Raw genomic sequence first — 20,791 nt, forward strand, 5'->3', positions numbered from 1 at the left:
ACGCCTGCCGGTGTCCGAGGCGCATGCGAAACTCCGCCGATGACCTCGGAAACGATCACCGCCGACGCCGCGGGCACCTGGAAACTCGGCGATCTCACCGTCAACCGGCTCGGATTCGGAGCCATGCGGCTGACCGGCAGCGCGGCCTTCCACCTCGGCACGCCCAGCGACCGTGAACGGTCGCTGGGCGTGCTGCGCAAGGCCGTCGAACTCGGCGTCAACCACATCGACACCGCCGCCTTCTACTTCTCCGCGCTGCGCTCCGCCAACGAGCTGATCAACAGCGCGCTGGCGCCGTACGGGGACGACCTCGTCATCGTCACCAAAGTCGGGCCGTTCCGCGACTGCTCGGGGGAGTGGGCCACCTCGGCCCGCCCCGAGGAACTGCGCGGCCACGTAGAGGAGAACCTGCGCCAGCTCGGCCGCGACCACCTCGACGTGGTCAACCTGCGCAGGATGAGCCAGGACTCCATCGCCGAGCACTTCGGAGCGCTCGCCGACCTGCGCGCGGCCGGCCTGATACGCCACCTCGGCATCTCCAGCATCGAGCCGAAGCACCTCGCCGAGGCGTTGGAGATCGCCCCGGTGGTGTGCGTACAGAACCGGTACGCGCTGGATCACCCCGACCCCGAGGGCGACGAACTCCTGCGGCTGTGCGGGGAGTCGGGCATCGCCTTCGTGCCCTTCTTCGCCGTTGCCGGCAGCGGCGGAGCCCGGGGCGCCGCCGACACCCACGACGACGCGGTGCTCGCCGTCGCCCGCGCGCACGGCGCGAGCCCCGCCCAGATCCGGCTCGCGTGGAGCCTGCACCAGGGGGCGCATGTGCTCGCCATCCCGGGCACGGGCAACCCGGAGCACGTCGTGGACAACGTGGCGGCAGGCGGACTGCGGCTGACGGACGACGAGCTGGCCCGGCTCGGCGCGTCACATCGCCCGTAGTCGCCCTCAAACACCCATTCCTGACCGGTGGTTGCACGTGCGTAAGAGCTTTACGTGAAACCCCGGCCGGGCCTCCCGGTGGCCTGGATCTTGTCGGTACGGTCCTGCGTTGTGTGCACCGGGAGGTCGTCAACGTCCGGTCTACGCGCGCAGATTCGACACCCGCACCGCTTTCCCCCAGCTCTCCCCCCACCCATGGAGGAATGCCAGATGTACGCCATCACCGGGTCCCGTCACAGATTCACCTCGGCCCTGGCCGTGCTCGGCCTGATCGCCACCGGCGTCGCCGTGCAGGCCACCGCCACCGCGACCACCGCGACCGCGGCCACCCCCCATCGCATCCTCTTCGACAACGCCCACGCCGAGACGGCCGGCAACGCCGACTGGATCATCTCCAAGAGCCAGCCCAACCCGCTCTCCGAGGACTCCGCCCCCTCCGCCGAGACCGACTGGACCGGCGCGCTCTCCTCCTGGGGCGTCGCACTCCAGAAGACCGGCGCCTACAGCCTCAAGACGCTGGCCTCGGGCTCCAGCCTCGCCTACGGCGGCTCCACGGCGACCGACCTGTCGAACTTCGACACGCTGGTGCTCCCCGAGCCCAACACACTCTTCACCACGGCCGAGAAGACCGCGATCATGAAGTTCGTCCAGAACGGTGGCGGCCTCTTCATGATCTCCGACCACACCGGGGCCGACCGCAACAACGACGGTGAGGACGCCGTCGAGATCCTCAACGACCTGATGACCAACAACAGCGTCGACTCCACCGACCCCTTCGGCTTCTCCATCGACTCCCTGAGCATCAGCTCCGGCTACCCGGCCGCGATCACCGCCGCGTCGAACCCCGTCCTGCACGGCACCTTCGGCACGGTCACCAAGAGCCTCATCGCCAGCGGTACGACGGCCACGCTCAAGCCCGCCGACAACTCCGCCGTGAAGGGCCTGCTCTACCGCTCCGGTTACTCGGGCAACACCGGCGCCTTCTTCCTGACCAGTACCTTCGGCAGCGGCCGGATCGCGTTCTGGGGCGACAGCTCCCCGATCGACGACGGCACCGGCCAGTCCGGCAACACCCTGTACGACGGCTGGAACGACACCGGCGCCACCAACGCACCCCTCGCCCTCAACGCCACGGCGTGGCTCTCGGGCGCGAGCAGCTGACGCAGCGGAGCGGAACCGAACCGAACCGACGTACAAGACCGGAAAGGTCAGGGCGGGCCCGGGGAAACCACCCCGGGCCCGCCCTCCCTCGCGTCGGCCCCCATACTCGGCGCGCCCGCGTTCAGCGCACCTGTTCCTTGAGGAACGGCACTGTGCTCTTCCACGCCCGGGCCGCCGACTCGGCGTCGTGCACCGGGCGGGAGTCGTTGAAGAAGGCGTGGCCGGCCGGGTAGACGCGCAGGTCCGGGGTGATGCCGGACTGTTCCTTGATGGTCTCGCGCAGCGGGTCCAGGCTCTCCACCGGGATGTTCTCGTCGCGTTCGCCGTAGTGGCCCAGCACCTCGGCCCTGAGGCCGGAGAAGTCGGGCAGCTCGCCCTGGATCACGCCGTAGAACGGCACGGCGGCGCTGACGCGCGGGTCGGCCGCCGCCTGGTAGAGCACGAAGCCACCGCCCATGCAGAAACCGACCGAGCCGACCGTCGCCGAGGTGACCTCCGGCCGCGCCAGCAGGTAGTCGACCGCGCCGGAGAGGAGCTCGACGCCCTTCGGCACCGGCAGGGCCAGCATCATGCGCAGCGCCTCCTCGCTGTCGTGCGCGACGTTCCCGCCGAAGAGGTCGGGGGCGAGGGCGACGAAGCCCTCCCGCGCGAGCCGGTCGGTGACGTCCGCGATGTGGTCGGTCAGGCCCCACCACTCCTGGATGACGATGACGCCGGGCCCGCTGCCGGACGGCGGCAGAGCCAGATAGCCGTGCGCGGTGGTGTCAGCGCTGGGAAACGTCACGTTCTGGCGGGAGGGGGATCCGGTCGTCTTCGGCAGCTCGGACATGGCACTCAACTCCTGGAAGGGCAGCGCTCGGTGGGGATGCGCCGCAGTCGGACTCCGACGCGATCCCCACCCTGCCACGGAGCAGTCGGACCTCTGATCCCGGCCCCGGTATGCCGGGCAACGGCATCACCCCAGGTCGCAGGGGCCTGTCGCCGCGCAGCACCTCTGCCCAGCCGTCCGGCGCGAAGCGCGTCACCCCGTACGACACAAGGCCCAGCCACCACACGGCGAACAACCAGCCGCCGATGACGTCCGAGAACCAGTGGACGCCCAGATAGACCCTGGTCAGCCCGACCAGCACGCCCCAGCAGCCGACCGCGGCGGCGATCAGGTGCCGGCCGCGCGGCGCCCGTGCCCGAACGGCCAGGACGAGCAGCCCGGCGGTGACGGCCGACGTGGTGGTGTGGCCCGAGGGGAACGACCAGTGGCCGGCGTCCGTCGCCCAGAGCGCCGTGGCGGGCCGGGGCCGGGACAGCAGCGCCATCACCGAGAACCGCACCGCCTGGGCGGCGACCAGACAGACGAGACAGACGGCGGCTGCCTGGATCCGCCGGCGTGCGGTCCGGCCGAGCAGGTAGCCGGCCAGGGCCACCAGGACGTACGGAACGAAGCCCGTGCCGGTGTGGGTGACCACGCGGGCCAGGGTGACGGCCGGGTCCGGGCGGTGGGCGAGCGACCACTCTAGCAGACCGCGGTCACCGAAGAGGGTGCCGCCGCCCCGCGCCACGACCGTGACGGCGAGCAGCGCCAGCAGCACAAGAGCGACCAGGCTCCCCAGCGCGGGGAGACCGGCCCTCGCCACGGCACGGTCACGGTTCACATCTGCTCGACGATCACGCCCCGGCGATCGTTCCCGGGACCCGCGGCTGCGGAGGAGATCACACATGCGGGTACGGAGGTGACACACCAGGGGTGTTACGTATAACCTCACCCGTCAACCGCACGTGATTCAACCGGTCGGCCGGACAGGCCACCGCGCCGCCACCCCCGACAGGCAGAGGAGAGCCCATGAGACGCATCGCCCTGGTCACCCTCGTCGTCGGCGACTACGACGAGGCGATCCGCTTCTACACCGACGCACTCGGCTTCCGGCTTGCCGAAGACAGCCCGCGCCCCGACGGATCCCGCTGGGTCGTCGTCGAGCCGGGCGCCGGAGACAGCGGCACCGGTCTGGTGCTCGCCCGGGCCAAGGACGAGGGCCAGCGCACCCGGATCGGCGACCAGACCGGCGGGCGTGTCGGCTTCTTTCTGCACACCGACGACTTCGCCCGCGACCACGCGCGGATGGTCGCCGCCGGCGTGACCTTCCTGGAGGAGCCGCGCCATGAGCCGTACGGCTCGGTGGCCGTCTTCCAGGACCTGTACGGCAACCGCTGGGACCTCCTCCAGCCCGCCACCGACTGACCCCCATCCCGCCGCACCACCACCTGCCGAGGAAACACCGCACATGACCGCGTCCCCCGTCGACACCGCCACCCTCCGCCGCCTCCCCAAGGCCGTGCTGCACGACCACCTCGACGGAGGCCTGCGCCCCGCCACCCTGGTCGAGCTCGCCGCCGAGATCGGCCACACCCTGCCCACCACCGACCCGGACGAGCTGGCCGCCTGGTACTACGAGGCCGCCAACTCCGGTGACCTGGTGCGCTACATAGCCACTTTCGAGCACACCCTCGCCGTGCTGCAGACCCGCGAGGGCCTGCTGCGCACCGCCGAGGAGTACGTCCTCGACCTCGCCGAGGACGGTGTCGTCTACGCCGAGGTGCGCTACGCCCCCGAACTCAACGTGAACGGCGGTCTGACCCTCCCCGAGGTCGTCGAGACCGTCCAGGAGGGCCTGGCGGCGGGTATGGCGAAGGCCGCCGCCGCGGGCACCCCGGTCCGGGTCGGGACGCTGCTGTGCGGGATGCGTATGTTCGACCGCGTCCGTGAGGCCGCCGACCTGGCCGTCGCCTTCCGGGACGCGGGTGTCGTCGGCTTCGACATCGCCGGCGCCGAGGACGGCTTCCCGCCCGCCGACCACCTCGCCGCCTTCGAACACCTGCGCAGCGAGAGTGTGCCGTTCACCATCCACGCCGGGGAGGCGCACGGCCTGCCCAGCATCCACCAGGCCTTGCAGGTCTGCGGCGCCCAGCGCATCGGCCACGGCGTCCGCATCACCGACGACATCGTGGACGGCAAGCTCGGCCGTCTCGCGGGCTGGGTGCGCGACCGCCGGATCGCCCTGGAGATGTGCCCGACCTCCAACCTCCAGACGGGCGCGGCCACGTCGATCGCCGAGCACCCCATCACCGCCCTGCGCGACCTGGGCTTCCGCGTCACCCTCAACACCGACAACCGGCTGGTCTCCGGCACGACGATGACCCGCGAGATGTCCCTGCTCGTCGAGGAGGCCGGCTGGACGGTCGAGGACCTGCGCACGGTCACCGTGAACGCGGTGAAGAGCGCGTTCATCCCCTTCGACGAGCGCAACGCCCTCATCGAGGACGTCGTCCTGCCGGGCTACGCCTCGGCGCTCTGAAGCAGTCCCCGCAGATACGCGGCCTGGCCGACGTGCTGAAGATCGTCGGCCAGGACACTCACCAGCCGTACGCCGAGAGTGACCGGCGGGTCCCAGCGCTCGTCGACGACGCGTCCGAAGTCGCCCGCGGCCAGGCCCCGCAGGAACGTGAGGCTCTGCGCGTGCACCGCGTCGTAGTAGCCGAGCAGCAGGTCGCCCGACTCGACCCGCACCCGGGCGACCTGGCGTGCGCTGTGGCCGTAGCCGATGTCGCCGGCCTCCAGTCCCAGCCCGAACCGTTTCTCCCAGCCCTCGCTCAGCCAGACCTGCTCGAAGCCGGCCGCCCCGGCGACGTGGTCGTCCTGGACCCGGGTCAGATGCCAGACCAGCCAGGCGACGGAGTTGGCGTCGGGGGCGGGCCGGGCGCCCAGGTCCTCGGGTGACAGGCCGTCCACGGCGGCGTGGACCTCTTCCTGGATCCGGCCGTACGCGTCGATGAGAACGTCCTTGGCATCCATGTCCCCACCATAGGCACCGCGGTGCCCATGGCATCAGGACCCGGACACCGGCATCAGTGCTGCCGGTCCGGCCGCTCCAGCAGCTCCATCAGCGCCCGGGCCGCCGGACTCGTGGCCTGCGGCGGCGGCAGCATCGCGACCGTCTCGTACACCGTCTCACCGGTGCCCTTCACGGGCAGCGCGGTGAGCGCGGCGCGCTTGTGCGCGAAGTGCCGGGGCACCACCGCGACGCCGAGCCCCTCCCCGACCAGGTCCAGGAGACTGTGCACGTCGTTGACCTCCAGCGCCACGGTCCGCCGTACGCACGCGGCGGCGAACACCTCGTCCGTGATCCGGCGCGGCCCCCAGTCCGGATGGAAGTCGACGAACGCCTCCCCGCCCAGCTCCTCCGGCGTCACCGCGCCCGCGAGGGCGAGCGGATGGCTCGGATGGCACAGCACGGTCATCGGCTCACTGCTCAGCGGTACGGACCGCAGCTGGTCGGAGTCCCTACGGGTGCGGATGGCGAAGGCCAGGTCGAGCCGCCCGGCGGCGACCTCGTCCGCGACCGCCTCGGAACCCGCCTGGCGCAGCCGGATCTCCACATCGGGATGACGCCGCCGGAACGCGGCGAGCAGCCCGGCGACATCCACCCCGCCGATGCACTGCTCCGCGCCCAGCGAGAGCGTCCCGCGCAGCACGCCCTGCACGGCGGCCACGGCGTCGTGCGCCGCCCGCACCCCTGCCAGAATGCGCTCGGCCTCGCCCAGCAGCGCCCGCCCCGCCTCGGTGAGCGTCACCCGGCGGGTGGTACGCACGAACAGCGGGGTCTGCAGCTCCCGCTCCAGTGCGCGGATCGAGGCCGACAGCCCCGACTGGGACACCATCAGCCGTTCGGCGGCCCGGGTGAAGTGATGGTCCTCCGCGACCGCGACGAAGTGCTGGAGGTGGCGTAGTTCCATGATTGAGAAGCCTATCCGCTGAATTCCATCGGATTCTCCTGTTGGACCACTGCCCGTCTCCGGGGGAAGAGTGGGTCCAGACTGATCACATCCGTCGTGCCAACCCCTCTGGAGTCGCGTTGTACACCGCACACACCGACCGTTACGCGGACATGCCCTACCGGCGCACCGGACGCAGCGGCCTGAAGCTCCCCGCGCTGTCGCTCGGCCTGTGGCACAACTTCGGCCCCGACCGTCCGGTCGACACCCAGCGGGCCATCCTGCGCCGCGCCTTCGACCTCGGCGTCACCCACTTCGACCTGGCCAACAACTACGGCCCGCCGCCCGGCGCCGCCGAGTCCGCGCTGGGTGAGGCGCTCAAGGCCGACTTCGCCCCGTACCGCGACGAACTCGTGATCTCCACCAAGGCGGGCTACCTCATGTGGCCGGGCCCGTACGGCGAATGGGGCTCGCGCAAGTACCTGCTGTCCTCCCTCGACCAGAGCCTGACCCGCATGGGCCTGGACCACGTCGACATCTTCTACTCGCACCGCCCCGACCCGGAGACTCCGCTGGAGGAGACGATGGGCGCCCTGCACACGGCGGTCCAGCAGGGCAAGGCGCTCTACGTCGGCATCTCGAACTACTCGGCGGAGCAGACCCGGGAGGCCGCCCGCATCCTGGCCGAGCTGGGCACCCCGCTCCTGATCCACCAGCCCCGCTACTCGATGCTCGACCGCCGTCCGGAGGACGAGGGTCTGCTGGACGCGCTGGACGAGCTCCAGGTCGGCTCCATCGTCTTCTCCCCGCTGGAGCAGGGCCTGCTCACCGGCCGCTACCTCGACGGCATCCCGGCGGACTCGCGGGCGGCGAGCGACAGTCCCTTCCTCAACTCCGACCGGATCACCGAGGACCTCGTGCAGCAGCTGCGCGCCCTCGACGGCATCGCCAAGTCCCGCGGCCAGAGCCTGGCCCAGCTGGCCCTGGCCTGGGTCCTGCGCGGCGGCCGGGTGACCTCCGCCCTGGTCGGCGCGAGCAGCCCGCGGCAGCTGGAGGACAGCGTCGCGGCCATCGACAACCTGGAGTTCTCCGACGAGGAGCTGGCCCGGATCGACGCGGTCATCAAGGCCTGATCTTTCTCCGACCCTTATGAACGGAGCCGCTCCGCCAGCCGTACTGTCACGGTGTCGCCCTCATTCTTTCCGATGGCTTTCCGGATCTCGGCCTTCACGGGAAGTTTGTGGGTGCCGTCGCCCAGCGCCATGAACGAGCTGCGGAAAGGGTGCCCGTCGATGGTCCCGAGGACCTTGACCAGGCCGCGGGTACCGAAGAACCTGACGGATTCCGGCCAGACCAGGTAGGTCCAGCCCCCGGGTGCCGTGCTTTTGCGCAGTACGGCTGTGAATTCCTCGTCGATGATGTCGACTTTTCCGCTGGTGGCCATGGGGCCCTCCATTTCCAGTGGTCTTCACTAAAGAGACCACTGGGAACCGGAAAACTCATCGCGAATCCCCGGATCTTCGCGAATCTCCGGAGATCTTCCGACGGGAGAGGAGGCCGTCCCGTCGGATTCCGGTCCATACCTGCCAGGAATATGCCAGAAGAATGCCTGGAAACTGGCTGGAAAGGTGTGGTGACAGAGTGTCAATAGTGAAGATACTCAAGTGGTAGAACACTGCACCACTGAGTGACATCGAGTGACCAGCACCAACACGTACAGCGAGCGAGTCGCAGGGAAAGCGAGGCACGGCCGGCAGGCGATCGGGGGAAAGATCGTGCACGACGAGTTCCTTTGCCATGTCACGGCGTACGGAGTCTGTGCGGGCCGGCGTATCGGCGTACCGCTGGGTACCTACCGCGCTCCCACCCTCGCGCTGGCCCTGTGGTGGTTGCGGGACCGCGCGAACTGGATCGCCGAACGGCTCGATCCGCAGCCCGACGAACCGTACTTCCCCCCGAATGCGCTCATCCCGGTGGCCGCCACCGTGCCCGACGTGCCCCGCCTGCTGCGCACCTGGTCCATGGACCCGTACCAACAGGAGCTGGTCGCCAATGAGTTGGCGGCCGGCCGGCTCGTCCGGATCGCCACGTACGACGAGACCGCCGAGTACGAACTGCTGGCCGAGTCCGTGGACGCGCTCCGGATGCAGCGGACCAACCCGGCACTGGTCGTACCGGTCGCCTAGCCGCCGAGACCCCCGGCGTCCCGAGGCTGGCCGGGCGTATATGCGGACGAATAGCTAGAATTCTGGGCATGGTAGACCGCTCGGTCGTGCCGACCGCGCCCGAACTCGTCCTGGAGACGGAGACGGGCTCCACGGTGATGAGTCCGGGCCACGACTATCACGTCGGACGCGACCCGCTCAGCGAGATCGTCATCGACGACGCCCGGGTCTCGTGGCACCACGCGGTGCTGCGGCCCGAGGCCGACCACTGGACGGTCGAGGACGAGCACAGCACCAACGGCACCTACGCCGACGGCCTGCGCATCCACGAACGGGACGTCGGACCCGGCAGCGTCCTGCGCTTCGGCAGTCCCGGCGACGGACCGCGCGCCGTCCTCGTCAGCCCGCCCCCACCGGCCCGCGAACGGCCCTCGGCGGTCTCCATGCCCGCCCTGACCGGCACCTTCCGGCAGCCCACCACCGTCCGGCCACTGTCCGCCCGCACCGTCCGCATCGGCCGCGGCGCCGACAACGACCTGGTCGTCGACGACCTCGTCGTCTCCCGCCGGCACGCCGAACTGCGCGCCCACCCGGACGGGACGTACGAGATCGTCGACCTCGGCAGCCACAACGGCACGTTCCTCAACGGCATGCCCGTCGCCCGGGCGATCGTCACTCCCGGTGACATCGTCGGCGTCGGCCACTCCGCGTTCTGCCTGGTCGGCGACCAGCTCCAGGAGTACGTCGACACCGGCGAGGTCTCCCTCGACGTCCAGGACCTCACCGTCGCCGTCGACCACGGCCGCAGGACCCTCCTGGAGGGCGTGTCCTTCCCGGTGGGGGAGAAGTGCCTGCTCGCGGTCGTCGGGCCCAGCGGCGCCGGCAAGTCCACCCTCCTCAACGCCCTCACCGGCCTGCGCCCCGCCGACCGCGGCACGGTCCTCTACGACGGGCGTGACCTCTACCGCGACTACGCCGAACTGCGCCAGCGCATCGGGCTGGTTCCGCAGGACGACATCCTGCACGCCCAGCTGACCGTGCGCGGAGCCCTCACCTACGCCGCCGAACTCCGCTTCCCGCAGGACACCGCGAAGGCGGAGCGACGGGCCCGCGTCGACGAGGTGGTGCGCGAACTCGGCCTGGAACAGCGCCTCCACCAGCCCGTGCACAGCCTCTCCGGCGGCCAGCGCAAGCGGGTCAGTGTGGCCCTGGAACTGCTCACCAAGCCGTCGCTGCTCTTCCTCGACGAACCGACCTCGGGCCTCGATCCGGGGATGGACCGCTCGGTGATGCACATGCTGCGCGGCCTCGCCGACGACGGCCGGACCGTCATCGTCGTCACCCACAGCGTGCTCAGCCTCGACGTCTGTGACCGGCTGCTCGTACTCGCCCCCGGCGGCAAGGTCGCCTACTACGGGCCCCCCGAGGACACCCTCGCCTTCTTCGGGTACGAGCAGTGGCCCGAGGCGTTCGAGGCCTTCGAGCGCGACCAGGAACGGGACTGGGCGGGGGAGTTCCGCGCCTCACCGTTCCACGGGCAGTACATCGTCAACTCGTCCGCCCAGCCCCGGCTGCCGAGTTCGGGCCCGGTCGACGCCACCCCGCACCCGCCCAAGCCGCAGAGCTGGGGCGCCCAGCTGAGCACCCTGGTCCGTCGCTACACGGCCGCGCTGAGCGCCGACCGCACCTTCCTCGCCATCATGATCGCGCTGCCGTTCGTGATGGGCGCGATGGCCCGGGCGCTGGCCGGCAGCCGGCTCACCCAGGAGACGGCGATGAACGCGCTGCTCATCCTGTGCGTCGGCGGTGTCCTGACCGGTGCGGCCAACGCCGTGCGCGAACTGGTGAAGGAACGCGTGATCTACCAGCGCGAACGGGCCGTCGGCCTGTCCAGATCGGCGTACTTGATGTCGAAGGTCGTGGTCCTCGGGGCGATCACCGTCGCCCAGGCCGTCGTGCTGACCCTCGTCGCCCTGCTCGGCGTCGACCTCAACACACCCGGCGGAAAAGGCGTGTTGATGCCACCCCTGGTGGAGATCACGGTCGCTGTCGCGCTGCTCTCCTTCACGGCGATGATGCTCGGCCTGCTGGTCTCGGCGCTGGTCCGCAAGGAGGAGGTGACGATGCCGCTGCTCGTGCTGCTGGCCATCGTCCAGGTGGTGTTCTGCGGGGCCCTGCTGAAACTCGACGGCGTCCCGGGCATCGAGCAACTCGCCTGGCTGGTGCCCTCGCGGTGGGCGCTCGGCGCGATGGCGGGCACGATCGGACTGTCGCGGATCGTCCCCGGCGAACTGACCGGCGACCCGCTGTTCGAACACTCGGCCGGGGTCTGGCTGCTCAACGCGGGCATGCTGATCGTCCTCTCGGTGGTGTTCGGATACGTGGTCCTGCGCCTGCTGCGGCGGCACGAACCGGCTGTCATGCGGAAGTAGAGGGGGTGGGTGAGATGACGTCTCCCGGCTACCGGATCTCCGGATTCCGGCCCACGCACGTCGTCCCGCAGGACGGCCTCGCCGCCTGGGACGCGCCCGACCCGTCCCGGCCCACCGTGCCCCTCGACGCGTTGCTGCCGGTCGAGCTGGTCGAGCGGCGCGGCGACTGGGGGCACGTCCGGTGCGCGAACGGCTGGTCCGCCTGGGTCGACGGACGGCTCCTGGTCGCCGTACCGCAGGACCCGCCCGCCGCGGGCGCCCCGCTGGCCCGCACCGCCGACCCACGCCCTCTGCTGGCCCGCGCCGAACAGGCGCTGGCCCGCTACCGCGGCGCCGTGGAGGAGCTGACCGGGGGCGCACTCGACCGGGAGTCGTTCCGGGGCCGTACGCACGGACAGCGGATCGGGATCGTCGTCGACGGCGAGTCCGTGTGGCTGTACGACGCCGAGCACGAGCGCTGGGTGTACACCGACGGCACCCGGCTGAGCACCTACGCCAACGACCGGGAACCCGCGGCCCCCGCGCGGGAGCCGACCCAGGTGGTGCCCGACCTGGGGCACGCGCCCACCCAGGTCGTCAGGGACGACGGCGGCGGATTCGGCAGCGGCTGATGGCGCGCGATCCCGACCACGACACGCGGTCGCACGCGGGACGCCCCTCCGACCTCCTCGGGAAGCAGATCGCCGGCTACCGCGTCGAGGAGGAGATCGGCCGCGGTGGCATGGCCGTCGTCTACCGGGCCAGGGACCTGCGGCTCGACCGGACCGTCGCCCTGAAACTCCTCGCCCCGGAACTCGCCCGCAACGACACCTTCCGCAAACGCTTCACCCACGAGTCCCGGGTGGCCGCCGCGATCGACCATCCGCACATCGTCCCGGTCTTCGAGGCCGACGAGACGGACGGCATCCTCTACATCGCCATGCGGTACGTCGAAGGCAGTGACCTGCGTCATCTCCTCGACCGCAAGGGCCCGTTGCCGCTCCCCGCCGCCATCCGTATCGCCGCTCAGGTCGCCTCGGCGCTCGACGCCGCCCACGAGCACGGCCTGGTCCACCGGGACGTCAAACCCGGCAACATCCTGGTCGCCCGGGGTACCGACACCGAGCATCCCGAGCATGTCTACCTCACCGACTTCGGCCTGACGAAGAAGTCGCTGTCGCTCACCGGCTTCACGACCGTCGGCCAGTTCGTCGGCACGCTCGACTACGTGTCGCCCGAGCAGATCTCGGGGCGCCCGGTCGACGGCCGCTGTGACGTCTACGGCTTCGCGTGCGTCGTCCACGAGATCCTGGCGGGCCGCCCGCCCTTCCAACGCGACGACGACATGGCCCTGTTGTGGGCCCACCAGTACGACCAGCCGCCACCGCTGACCGAGCAGCGCCCCGAACTCCCGGCCGCCGTCGACCCGGTGTTCGCGAAGGCCCTCGCCAAGAGCCCCGACGACCGCTACGACTCCTGCCTCGACTTCGTCGCCGCCCTCCGCACGGCCTCGACCGGACCTGTGCACGTGGATCACGCGCCCACACAGGTGGTCCGGCTGCCCGAGACCGCCGAGGAACGACCACCGAGGCCACCGGCCTGGGCCCGCCCGGTCTTCACCCGACAGGGCCACCGACGGTCGGGGTAAACGGACTTCGGCGGATGCGGCGGGCCTCGGCTCTGCCCCAGCCCACCCCACGGCACCCGCCGCGCGGACACCTTCCGGTACGAGATCCGCCAGCTCTCGTTCACCCGCACCAGGGTGTCGTCGTACGTACGTCACCGAACCGCAGGTGCCGCCCGCCATGACGCCCAGACCCTTGGAGCGGGCGTGGACCCGGCCGGCGGGCGTCTGGGTGATGACCACGTTCGTGACGTGGTGGGCGACGGGGTTCGCCGGGCCGAGGGCGAGCGCCCCGTCCGTGAGCGCGGCGAGACCGGTGACGAGGTCCTGGCCGAACTCGGAGACGTCGTCCACCACGTCCGTGGTGAACACCTCCGCCGTGCGGTCGAGGTGTCCTTCGTCGACGAGGTGACCGTGCAGCGTGATCAACTCCGTGACGGTCGGCCGGTCTTCGACAGTCAACGCTGTGGGAGCCACGCGCCCACAGCCGCCGGAACCCCGCCTAACGGTTTTCGACCTCGCCCCGCCGGTGTACCCGTCGGGCCAACAGCGCCCCCAGGAACCCGGTCACCAGCCCCCAGAGCAGGGCGAGGCCGAGCGCGCCCCACAGTTGCGGGCGCAGGAACAGGCTGCCGGAGAGGTTGCCGCCGAGGTCGCCGATGCCGAGTACGGACAGGCCGTAGTGGGCGGAGATCCGGCCGATCAGACAGATCATCATGACTGTCAGCGCGAGCGCGACCGCCATGTGCACGGCGTGCTGCCAGGCCCGGGTCCGGGCCGGTGAACGCGCCGCCATCAGGAACGCCGCGGCCAGCAGCAGCACCGCGTCGACGGCCACCAGCCACCACACCCTGCCGTCGAAGCCCGAGAGGGTGTCCAGGTTGAGGGTCGCGGTGTCCGGAGTGCGCAGTACCTCGTCGAGGACGTGCGGCATCGGCAGCCCGAAGGGACCGTCGACGCGCCCCTCCCAGGTGGCACCCAGGCCGGTGGTGAGCGCGAGCCAGACCAGGTTCGGCATGCCCAGCAGGACCAGCGCGAGCGACTGCGCGGGCTGTCCGCGAGTCACCGCCACCACGAGCCCGGTCACGGTCCCCAGGGCCACGAAGGCGAGCAGCAGCACGACCATGGCGTACGCGGCCGGACGTACCGACTCCTGGAAACGCAGCAGACGCGCCGGCAGCGGGGCCCCGCGCGAGACCAGCAGGGCCAGCGCCAGTACGCCCACCAGCCACAACAGGCCGGCGAGGAGCGTCAGCGGTACGTCGGTCGTGAAGCCGATCCTCGGTGAGGCACCGAAGACGTCGCCGACGTCGGCGAGCGTTCCGTCGCCCAGCGAGACCGCGAAGGTCTGGCGGGCCGCGAACGCCAGACCGCCCAGGCCCAGCAGCCACAGGACGGTGACGCGCGCCGCCCAGCCGGCCAGCTCGCGAGCCCCGGCGACGGCCCGGTGCCGCAGCGGGCGCAAAAAACCCGCGCCGGTCACCAGCGCCCCGACCAGCGTCACCGACAGCGGCATCACGGTCAGGCCGCCCGCTGTCTCGGCGAGGTCTCCGGCGTCACCCGTGAGTTCGACGGTGCCGCCGACCGCTGTCACGACGGTGGCCGCGACGACCCGGGGGAACGCGCCGTCCGGCAGATCACCCGCACCCGCAGCCCACAGCCCCAGACCGGCGGTCAGCACCATGGCGCCCAGTCCGGTCAGCACCGCGGCCAGGGCCTGTGCCCAGCCGTGCCGGGAGACGGTCCGCTCCTCGGCGAGCACCGGCACGGGAGCGGGGGTTCGCGTGCTCACCCTGCCACGCTAAGCACCTCCCGGGCGGTGCGCCTGTCGGGAGGAGCGAAGGCGTCCGCTTGCGGGTGACCCGGGACCAGGGCGCACAATGGGAATGTTGTGGAAGAAAGCGGCGTAAAACGGTGTGAGTGCCGCAGGAGCCCACGTCGGAAGAAGAGCCCGTGAGCGTCGAACAGCCGTCCTCCGGCCGCCCCACAGGACCGCCCTCCGGTCCCTTGTCGGGCCCCTCCCAGCCACCCCCGGGACCACCGTCCCAGCCGCCCGCCGACGGCGGAGGCGGCGGTGACGGAGGCGCGGGCGGCGGGCCCGGAACCGGGCCGGGTCCCGGGCGCGACCGGCCCTGGTGGAGGTCGGTACCCCGCATCGCGTTGCTCGTCACCTCGGTCGTGGCCGCCGTCGCCCTGATCGTCGTCCTCACCCGGTCCGAGGGCACCACCGACCAGGCGAGCGGCGAGGTCTTCCTTCAGGCCGCCGACAAGTCGGGCCCCGACCCCTTCACCGAGTCCACGGCCAGGGACAGCTCCGCCCCGCCGGCCACGACCCCCACCGCCACGCTCTCGGCGACAGCCACCTCCAACGCCGTACGGGGCGTGGACGGCGGCGCACCCGGTCTGTACGGCGGCACCCGCAAGGTCGCCAGCTGCGACGTGGAGAAGCAGATCCGGGTGCTCGGGACGGCCCCCGCGAAGAACGGCGCGTTCGCCTCGGTCCTCGGCCTCCAGCCCGCCGGAGTCCCCGCCTACCTGCGCTCACTCACTCCCGTACAACTGCGCATGGACACCCGCGTCACCAACCACGGCTACCGCGACGCCGCCGCCACCAGCTACCAGGCCGTCCTCCAGACCGGCACGGCCGTCCTCGTCGACGACCGCGGCCGGCCGCGCGTGCGCTGCGCCTGCGGCAACCCGCTCACCGACCCGGTACGACAGCGGAGCACCCCGCACCCGAAGGGCGACGCGTGGCCCTCGTACCGCCCCTCGAACGTGGTCGTCGTGGCGCCCGCCACCACGGTCATCAACATCTTCGTCGTCTACGACCCCGAGCGCGGCGACTGGTTCCACCGCCACCAGGGCGACACGGGTCGGCACGACCAGAAAACCGATCCGCCGGTCGACCGGCCGACCCCCTCGGTGAGCTCGTCGGCGCCCTCGGCGGCGTCCTCGGATCCGACCTCCGCGTCGCCCGGCCTGCTGCCGCCGCAGTCACCGCTGCCCTGCGTGTCCTCACCCGGCACCTCGACCGGTCCACCGGCCCCGCCCGCGTCACCTCCCACACCGGGCCCCGCGAGCCCGTCGGCCACGCCCTGCCCGCCGACATCGAGCGCGCCTTCCTCCGCGCCCCCGGCCGTCCTGCCACCGTCCTCGGCGCCCGCGTCGCCTCAGTCGCCGCCCGACGACGGCCTCTCCGACACGACGCCCCAGCCGGCGGTCAGCTCGCCGTCCACCTGAGGTCCGGGGGAGGCCCCCGGGGACGGGGGGACTGCGGAGCGTGACTCGGGGTACGAGCATTGATGCGACCGGATCAGGCCGGATCGGCCACCGAGAGAGCACCACATGATCGAACATCTGGGCGGAGCAGTGATACCGACTGGTTTCGGCGTCCCCGTCGAACCGTTGCGCCGTGCGACGCAGTTCACCGGCGAGCCGGGCTGCATCGCGGCGGCACGCGCCTTCGCCGAGAACTTCCTCGAACAGCTGAGGAAGGAGCTGTGTGCCCCGACGGACGAGCGTATCGACGGTGAACTGGTGCTGGTGGTCAGCGAGTTGGTCACCAACGCGGACCGGCACAGTCACGGCCCGTACGTCCTGGAGCTGGAGGGCACGGACACCTCGGTGATGGTGTCCGTGTACGACAGCAGTCCCGCGCTGCCCCTGCGCTATGCCCGGGACCCGGAACGGATCGGCCGGCACGGCCTCGAGATCGTCCACGCACTCGCATCCGAGGTGACCGCCCGGCAGGTGCCGGTCGGCAAGTACGTGCGGGCCGTGCTGCCGCTCAGCCGGACCGGCCAATGAGCCCGGACCGACCGGTGAGCCGAGACCGGATCTACTGGTCTCGGCTCACCGGTCGGTCCGGGCGGTCAGGCCAACCCGTTTGTCAGGCGTAGTCCAGTTCGCCGAGCATGCCCTCGCGCAGTTGCGCGATGATGCGCTTGATCAGCCGGGAGACATGCATCTGCGAGCAGCCGAGCAGCTCGCCGATCTCCGCCTGGGTGGCCTCCTCGACGAACCGCAGATGGATGATCTGCCGGTCCCGGTCACTGAGTTCGGTGAGCAGCGGGGCAAGCGACTGGAAGTCCTCGACCAGCCGCATCCCGTGCTCCTCGACCCCGATGAAGTCGGCCAGCACCGCCTCGCCGTCGTCGGCACCGTCACCGGTCAACGCGGCGTCGAGGGAGGCGGAGTTGTAGCCGTTGGAGGCGATCTGGCCCTCGACCACCTCTGCCTCGGACAGGTTCATCAGCGTGGCGAGTTCGGCGACCGTCGGATCGCGGTCCAGCCTGCTCGACAGTTCCTCGCGGGCCTTGGCCAGCTCGACGCGCAGCTCCTGAAGGCGGCGCGGGACGTGCACCGCCCAGGTGGTGTCGCGGAAGAACCGCTTGATCTCACCGACGATGTACGGCACCGCGAACGACGTGAACTCCACCTCGCGGGACAGCTCGAACCGGTCGATGGCCTTGATCAGGCCGATCATCCCGACCTGGACGATGTCCTCCATGTCGTCGCCGCGGCCCCGGAAACGCCCCGCGGCGAATCGCACGAGCGACATGTTCATCTCGATAAGGGTGTTGCGCGCGTACTGGTGCTCGTGCGTGCCCTCTTCGAGTTCGTTCATACGCCTGAAGAACTGACGGGACAGCTCCCGCGCGTCACGAGGAGCCACCTTTCGCGGTTCCAGGATTCCGGGCAGGGCGTCACCCGTCCTGGCTCCGGCGGTGTCCACGACGACCTCTGCCTTCGACCGGATCATGGCGGTGTCCATTACCTGTACCTCTCCCACGAAAAAATTGAGCTGCGAGCTGCGGACGATGGAACGGTTCCTGACTGCGCGTACCCAGTCGGGCTCAGAGCATGCAACAAATATTGCTCTCTGCAAGAAACCGGTGGACGTGAGGTGCGGAAAGCCCGCAGAACCGCGGGGCTGACCTGGCAGTAAGGGATCGCGGGGCCGGTCGTGGCGTCGGCGTAGACATTATGGGCCGATCGCGGTGTACGCAGCTCTGATGATCAGCGTAGGGACCCGGGTGAGGGGTGAGGGGTGAGGGGTGAGGGGTGAGGGGTGAGGGGTGAGGGGCGCTTCGCGGTTGGCTCAGGAGACCCGTGTCGCCATGACCAGCTCATGCAGGTAGCGCTTGGTGATCCGGCCGCCGTACCGCGTCTCGATCAGGTCCCGGATGCCGGTGAGCAGGCCGTGGCGCGAGGGCGCGTCCAGCGCGCGGTGGTTGGAGTAGGTGAGCAGGACGTCGACGTACTCGTCGACGGAGTACGCGATGTCCTGGGCATGGCGCCGGACGGTGACCCGGTCGAAGTGCTCGGACCGTTCCCACTCCCCGGTGTCTGTCGCCGTGTCGGCCTCGTCGACCTGCTGGAGGTCGGGCGGCGTGGCCGGGTCCCACTGCTCGTAGCACCGCTGCACCCGCTCGAAGAAGTCGACGGTGCCGCCCTTGACATGGTGCGTGGCGATGATCGCGAGCAGCCCGCCCGGCCGGAGTGCCTGAGCCGTCCTGGGCAGGCGTACCGCCGGGTCGAGCCAGTGGAACGCGGTCGCGCAGGCGACCAGGTCGAACGGTTCGGGCGGCAGCGGCCAGTGCTCGAAGTCGGCGACCGTCACCTCCGCCAGCGGGAACGCCCGCAGGTTGTGCCGGGTCACGGCCGCGAGGGACGGGCCCAGCTCGACGGCCGTGAGCCGGCATCCCGTTGCGGCCAGCGGGACGGTGAGCTGGCCCGTACCCGGGGCGATCTCCAGGACGCGGCTGCCCGGGCCGAGGCCGGCCGCGCGGGCCAGGTCGTCCACCAGGGTCCGGGGATAGCGGGGGCGGGCCCGGTCGTACAGTTCCGCCGCCTCGTCGAATGTGTCACGCAGCATGTTCGCCCCTCGACCTGTCCGCTCCGCCGTGGTGATTCCACCCAGGGCAGAATGCCGACCCCTTCCCTGGGAAGCGACGGCTTTTAGGCTGAGGGGGTGAGCAACCAAGCGCCGAACCAGGCCCGCGTGATCCCGCTGCGTCCGAAGACCATGCCGGCACCGGCTCCCGCCGCCCCGGTGACCCCGGCGCGGCCCGCACCCAGGGAACCGCTCCTCCGCGATCTGGTCGGCGACGTCCTGCGCCGCGAACGGCTCGCCCAGGAACGGACGCTCAAGGATGTCGCCGACGCGGCCAGGATCTCCATGCCGTACCTGTCCGAGCTGGAGCGGGGCCGCAAGGAAGCCTCCTCGGAGGTCCTCGCGGCAGCCGCCCAAGCTCTCGGCCTGGGCCTGGGAGACCTGCTGTCCCTGGCCCAGAGCGAGCTGACACGGCACACCCGAAGCCGTAACCGAGCGCGTACGACGACCTCCACGCCGTACAACGGGCTCTGCCTGGTCGCCTAGGAGGCCGGACCCGGGCGCGTCAGGCGCCGACGAGGCGTCGGCTCACCACCTCGTCGGCCAGGCCGTACGCCACCGCCTCCGCCGCGGTGAACACCTTGTCGCGGTCCATGTCCGCGCGCAGTGTCGTCACGTCGTGGTGCGTGTGCCGGGAGAGCACCTCCTCGACCTGCGCGCGGATACGGACCATCTCCCTGGCCTGCACGGCCAGGTCCGAGACCATGCCCCGGTGACCACTGCTGGCCGGCTGCCCGAGCAGCACCCGCGCGTGTTCGAGGACGAACCGGCGCCCGGGATCACCCCCGGCGAGCAGTACCGCCGCCGTCGAGGCCGCCTGGCCGACGCAGAACGTCGAGATCGGCGCCTGTACGTAGGTCATGGTGTCGTAGATCGCCATGAGTGAAGTGAACGAGCCGCCGGGCGAGTTGATGTAGATCGCGATCTCCTGCTCCGGTGACGACGACTCCAGATGCAGGAGTTGCGCGATCACGACGTTGGCCACGCCGTCGTCGATCTCGGTGCCGAGGAAGATGATCCGCTCGGACAGCAGCCGGCTGAACACGTCGTACGACCGCTCGCCCTGCGGGGTGCGCTCGACGACGTTCGGAATCGTGTACGTCCCCATGTCAGAGCCCCATCCGTCGTCGTGAGGCGGCGGGGCGTACGTCGGCCAGCGAGCCGACCACCTGGTCCACCATGCCGTACTCCTTGGCCTGTTCGGCCGTGAACCAGCGGTCCCGGTCGCCGTCCCGCGAGATGGTCTCCTCGCTCTGACCGGTGTGCTGGGCGGTGATCCGCTCGACGGTCCGCTTCGTGAACTCCAGGTTCTCCGCCTGGATCTCGATGTCGGAGGTGGTGCCGCCGATACCGGCCGAGGGCTGGTGCATCATGATCCGCGCGTTCGGCAGCGCGTACCGCTTGCCGGGCGCGCCCACGCTGAGCAGGAACTGGCCCATGCTGGCCGCGAATCCCATGGTGAGCGTGGACACGTCGTTCGGGATCAGCTGCATGGTGTCGTAGATGGCGAGGCCCGCCGTCACCGAACCGCCGGGGCTGTTGATGTACAGGCTGATGTCGGTGCGGGGGTCCTCCGCCGACAGCAGGAGCAGCTGGACGCAGATCCGGTTCGCCGAGACCTCGTCGACCTGCGTACCGAGGAACACGATGCGCTGGGCGAGCAGTTGGGCGGCGAGATGGTCGTCGAACCGGGAGGGCGGGGTGTCGCCCTCCTCGGCCCGGGGCAGCGGCGCCGGCCAGGGACCGGCGGCGGTGAGCAGGGACATCGGGGCTCCTCGTCGAGTCGTCGAACGTGTGTCGTCGATCGTGGGTGGTGGATGTCGTGCGGCGG

General features: G+C 70.7%; 21 protein-coding genes and 2 pseudogenes. 12 read left to right on the forward strand and 11 right to left on the reverse strand.

What is annotated here, in order from left to right:
• Positions 1–39 precede the first annotated feature (39 nt).
• Together ACW4TU_RS43010 and ACW4TU_RS43015 are read left to right on the forward strand one after the other, a co-directional pair.
• Positions 40–939: an aldo/keto reductase gene (locus tag ACW4TU_RS43010; protein ID WP_457422653.1), complete on the forward strand. Its 900-nt coding sequence runs from the start codon at positions 40–42 to the stop codon at positions 937–939.
• Positions 940–1,149: 210 nt separating this feature from the next.
• Positions 1,150–2,094 (forward strand): annotated as a pseudogene (locus ACW4TU_RS43015) (hydrolase); the annotation flags it as partial.
• Positions 2,095–2,221: 127 nt separating this feature from the next.
• On the opposite strand, the gene ACW4TU_RS43020 reads toward ACW4TU_RS43015, so the two are convergent.
• Positions 2,222–2,929, reverse strand: coding sequence for a dienelactone hydrolase family protein (locus ACW4TU_RS43020; protein ID WP_457422655.1), 708 nt, complete (start codon positions 2,927–2,929; stop codon positions 2,222–2,224).
• Positions 2,865–3,749, reverse strand: coding sequence for a phosphatase PAP2 family protein (locus ACW4TU_RS43025; RefSeq protein WP_457422657.1), 885 nt, complete (start codon positions 3,747–3,749; stop codon positions 2,865–2,867). The genes ACW4TU_RS43020 and ACW4TU_RS43025 overlap by 65 nt, the downstream gene beginning before the upstream one ends.
• 188 nt (positions 3,750–3,937) lie before the next feature.
• Between ACW4TU_RS43025 and ACW4TU_RS43030 the strand changes: the two genes are divergently transcribed.
• Positions 3,938–4,333: a VOC family protein gene (locus tag ACW4TU_RS43030; protein ID WP_457422659.1), complete on the forward strand. Its 396-nt coding sequence runs from the start codon at positions 3,938–3,940 to the stop codon at positions 4,331–4,333.
• 43 nt (positions 4,334–4,376) lie between these two features.
• Positions 4,377–5,447, forward strand: coding sequence for an adenosine deaminase (locus ACW4TU_RS43035; RefSeq protein ID WP_457422661.1), 1,071 nt, complete (start codon positions 4,377–4,379; stop codon positions 5,445–5,447).
• Here the strand turns inward: ACW4TU_RS43035 and ACW4TU_RS43040 are convergent.
• Both ACW4TU_RS43040 and ACW4TU_RS43045 read right to left on the reverse strand, forming a co-directional pair.
• Positions 5,429–5,944: a mycothiol transferase gene (locus tag ACW4TU_RS43040; protein ID WP_457422663.1), complete on the reverse strand. Its 516-nt coding sequence runs from the start codon at positions 5,942–5,944 to the stop codon at positions 5,429–5,431. The genes ACW4TU_RS43035 and ACW4TU_RS43040 overlap by 19 nt on opposite strands.
• A 53-nt stretch (positions 5,945–5,997) precedes the next feature.
• The gene (locus ACW4TU_RS43045) at positions 5,998–6,885 is read right to left on the reverse strand and encodes a LysR family transcriptional regulator (protein WP_457422665.1); all 888 of its coding nucleotides are present in this window, start codon (positions 6,883–6,885) and stop codon (positions 5,998–6,000) included.
• Positions 6,886–7,004: 119 nt separating this feature from the next.
• On the opposite strand from ACW4TU_RS43045, the gene mgrA reads away from it, so the two are divergent.
• Positions 7,005–7,997: an L-glyceraldehyde 3-phosphate reductase gene (gene mgrA / locus ACW4TU_RS43050; RefSeq protein ID WP_457422667.1), complete on the forward strand. Its 993-nt coding sequence runs from the start codon at positions 7,005–7,007 to the stop codon at positions 7,995–7,997.
• Positions 7,998–8,011: 14 nt separating this feature from the next.
• Here the strand turns inward: mgrA and ACW4TU_RS43055 are convergent, their stop codons facing one another.
• Positions 8,012–8,308, reverse strand: a complete 297-nt coding sequence (locus tag ACW4TU_RS43055) for a DUF1905 domain-containing protein (RefSeq protein ID WP_457422669.1) — start codon at positions 8,306–8,308, stop codon at positions 8,012–8,014.
• Positions 8,309–8,639: 331 nt separating this feature from the next.
• Between ACW4TU_RS43055 and ACW4TU_RS43060 the strand changes: the two genes are divergently transcribed.
• The 4 genes from ACW4TU_RS43060 (at position 8,640) to ACW4TU_RS43075 (ending at position 13,088) form a co-directional block, all read left to right on the forward strand.
• Positions 8,640–9,050, forward strand: coding sequence for a hypothetical protein (locus tag ACW4TU_RS43060; protein WP_457430593.1), 411 nt, complete (start codon positions 8,640–8,642; stop codon positions 9,048–9,050).
• A gap of 68 nt (positions 9,051–9,118) precedes the next feature.
• The gene (locus tag ACW4TU_RS43065) at positions 9,119–11,461 is read left to right on the forward strand and encodes an ABC transporter ATP-binding protein/permease (RefSeq protein WP_457422671.1); all 2,343 of its coding nucleotides are present in this window, start codon (positions 9,119–9,121) and stop codon (positions 11,459–11,461) included.
• A 14-nt stretch (positions 11,462–11,475) separates the two neighbouring features.
• Positions 11,476–12,072 carry an SH3 domain-containing protein gene (locus ACW4TU_RS43070; protein ID WP_457422673.1) on the forward strand — a complete coding sequence of 199 codons (597 nt, stop codon included), beginning with the start codon at positions 11,476–11,478 and terminating at the stop codon, positions 12,070–12,072.
• Positions 12,072–13,088: a serine/threonine-protein kinase gene (locus tag ACW4TU_RS43075; protein ID WP_457422675.1), complete on the forward strand. Its 1,017-nt coding sequence runs from the start codon at positions 12,072–12,074 to the stop codon at positions 13,086–13,088. Before ACW4TU_RS43070 ends, ACW4TU_RS43075 begins: the two co-directional genes overlap by 1 nt.
• Positions 13,089–13,283: 195 nt before the next feature.
• Here the strand turns inward: ACW4TU_RS43075 and ACW4TU_RS43080 are convergent.
• Together ACW4TU_RS43080 and ACW4TU_RS43085 are read right to left on the reverse strand one after the other, a co-directional pair.
• Positions 13,284–13,541 (reverse strand): annotated as a pseudogene (locus tag ACW4TU_RS43080) (nuclear transport factor 2 family protein); the annotation flags it as partial.
• A 25-nt stretch (positions 13,542–13,566) separates the two neighbouring features.
• Positions 13,567–14,856, reverse strand: coding sequence for a streptophobe family protein (locus tag ACW4TU_RS43085; RefSeq protein ID WP_457422677.1), 1,290 nt, complete (start codon positions 14,854–14,856; stop codon positions 13,567–13,569).
• 161 nt (positions 14,857–15,017) lie between these two features.
• On the opposite strand from ACW4TU_RS43085, the gene ACW4TU_RS43090 reads away from it, so the two are divergent.
• Entirely contained in the window at positions 15,018–16,304 is a 1,287-nt protein-coding gene (locus ACW4TU_RS43090; protein WP_457422679.1) for a DUF6777 domain-containing protein, read from the forward strand.
• A gap of 105 nt (positions 16,305–16,409) precedes the next feature.
• The gene (locus tag ACW4TU_RS43095) at positions 16,410–16,871 is read left to right on the forward strand and encodes an ATP-binding protein (protein WP_457422681.1); all 462 of its coding nucleotides are present in this window, start codon (positions 16,410–16,412) and stop codon (positions 16,869–16,871) included.
• Between the two features lie 82 nt (positions 16,872–16,953).
• On the opposite strand, the gene ACW4TU_RS43100 is transcribed toward ACW4TU_RS43095, so the two are convergent.
• Positions 16,954–17,838 (reverse strand): RNA polymerase sigma factor SigF, encoded by an 885-nt coding sequence (locus tag ACW4TU_RS43100; RefSeq protein WP_457422683.1) that lies wholly within the window; start codon positions 17,836–17,838, stop codon positions 16,954–16,956.
• A gap of 327 nt (positions 17,839–18,165) precedes the next feature.
• Positions 18,166–18,942, reverse strand: coding sequence for a class I SAM-dependent methyltransferase (locus ACW4TU_RS43105; RefSeq protein ID WP_457422685.1), 777 nt, complete (start codon positions 18,940–18,942; stop codon positions 18,166–18,168).
• Positions 18,943–19,038: 96 nt separating this feature from the next.
• Between ACW4TU_RS43105 and ACW4TU_RS43110 the strand changes: the two genes are divergently transcribed.
• Positions 19,039–19,446: a helix-turn-helix domain-containing protein gene (locus ACW4TU_RS43110; RefSeq protein WP_457422686.1), complete on the forward strand. Its 408-nt coding sequence runs from the start codon at positions 19,039–19,041 to the stop codon at positions 19,444–19,446.
• Between the two features lie 19 nt (positions 19,447–19,465).
• On the opposite strand, the gene ACW4TU_RS43115 is transcribed toward ACW4TU_RS43110, so the two are convergent.
• Positions 19,466–20,068 (reverse strand): ClpP family protease, encoded by a 603-nt coding sequence (locus ACW4TU_RS43115; protein ID WP_457422688.1) that lies wholly within the window; start codon positions 20,066–20,068, stop codon positions 19,466–19,468.
• A gap of 1 nt (position 20,069) precedes the next feature.
• Complete coding sequence (locus ACW4TU_RS43120) at positions 20,070–20,726, reverse strand: ATP-dependent Clp protease proteolytic subunit (RefSeq protein WP_457422690.1); 657 nt, start codon at positions 20,724–20,726, stop codon at positions 20,070–20,072.
• Positions 20,727–20,791 lie beyond the last annotated feature (65 nt).

It is taken from the genome of Streptomyces kryoterrae, assembly GCF_054072135.1.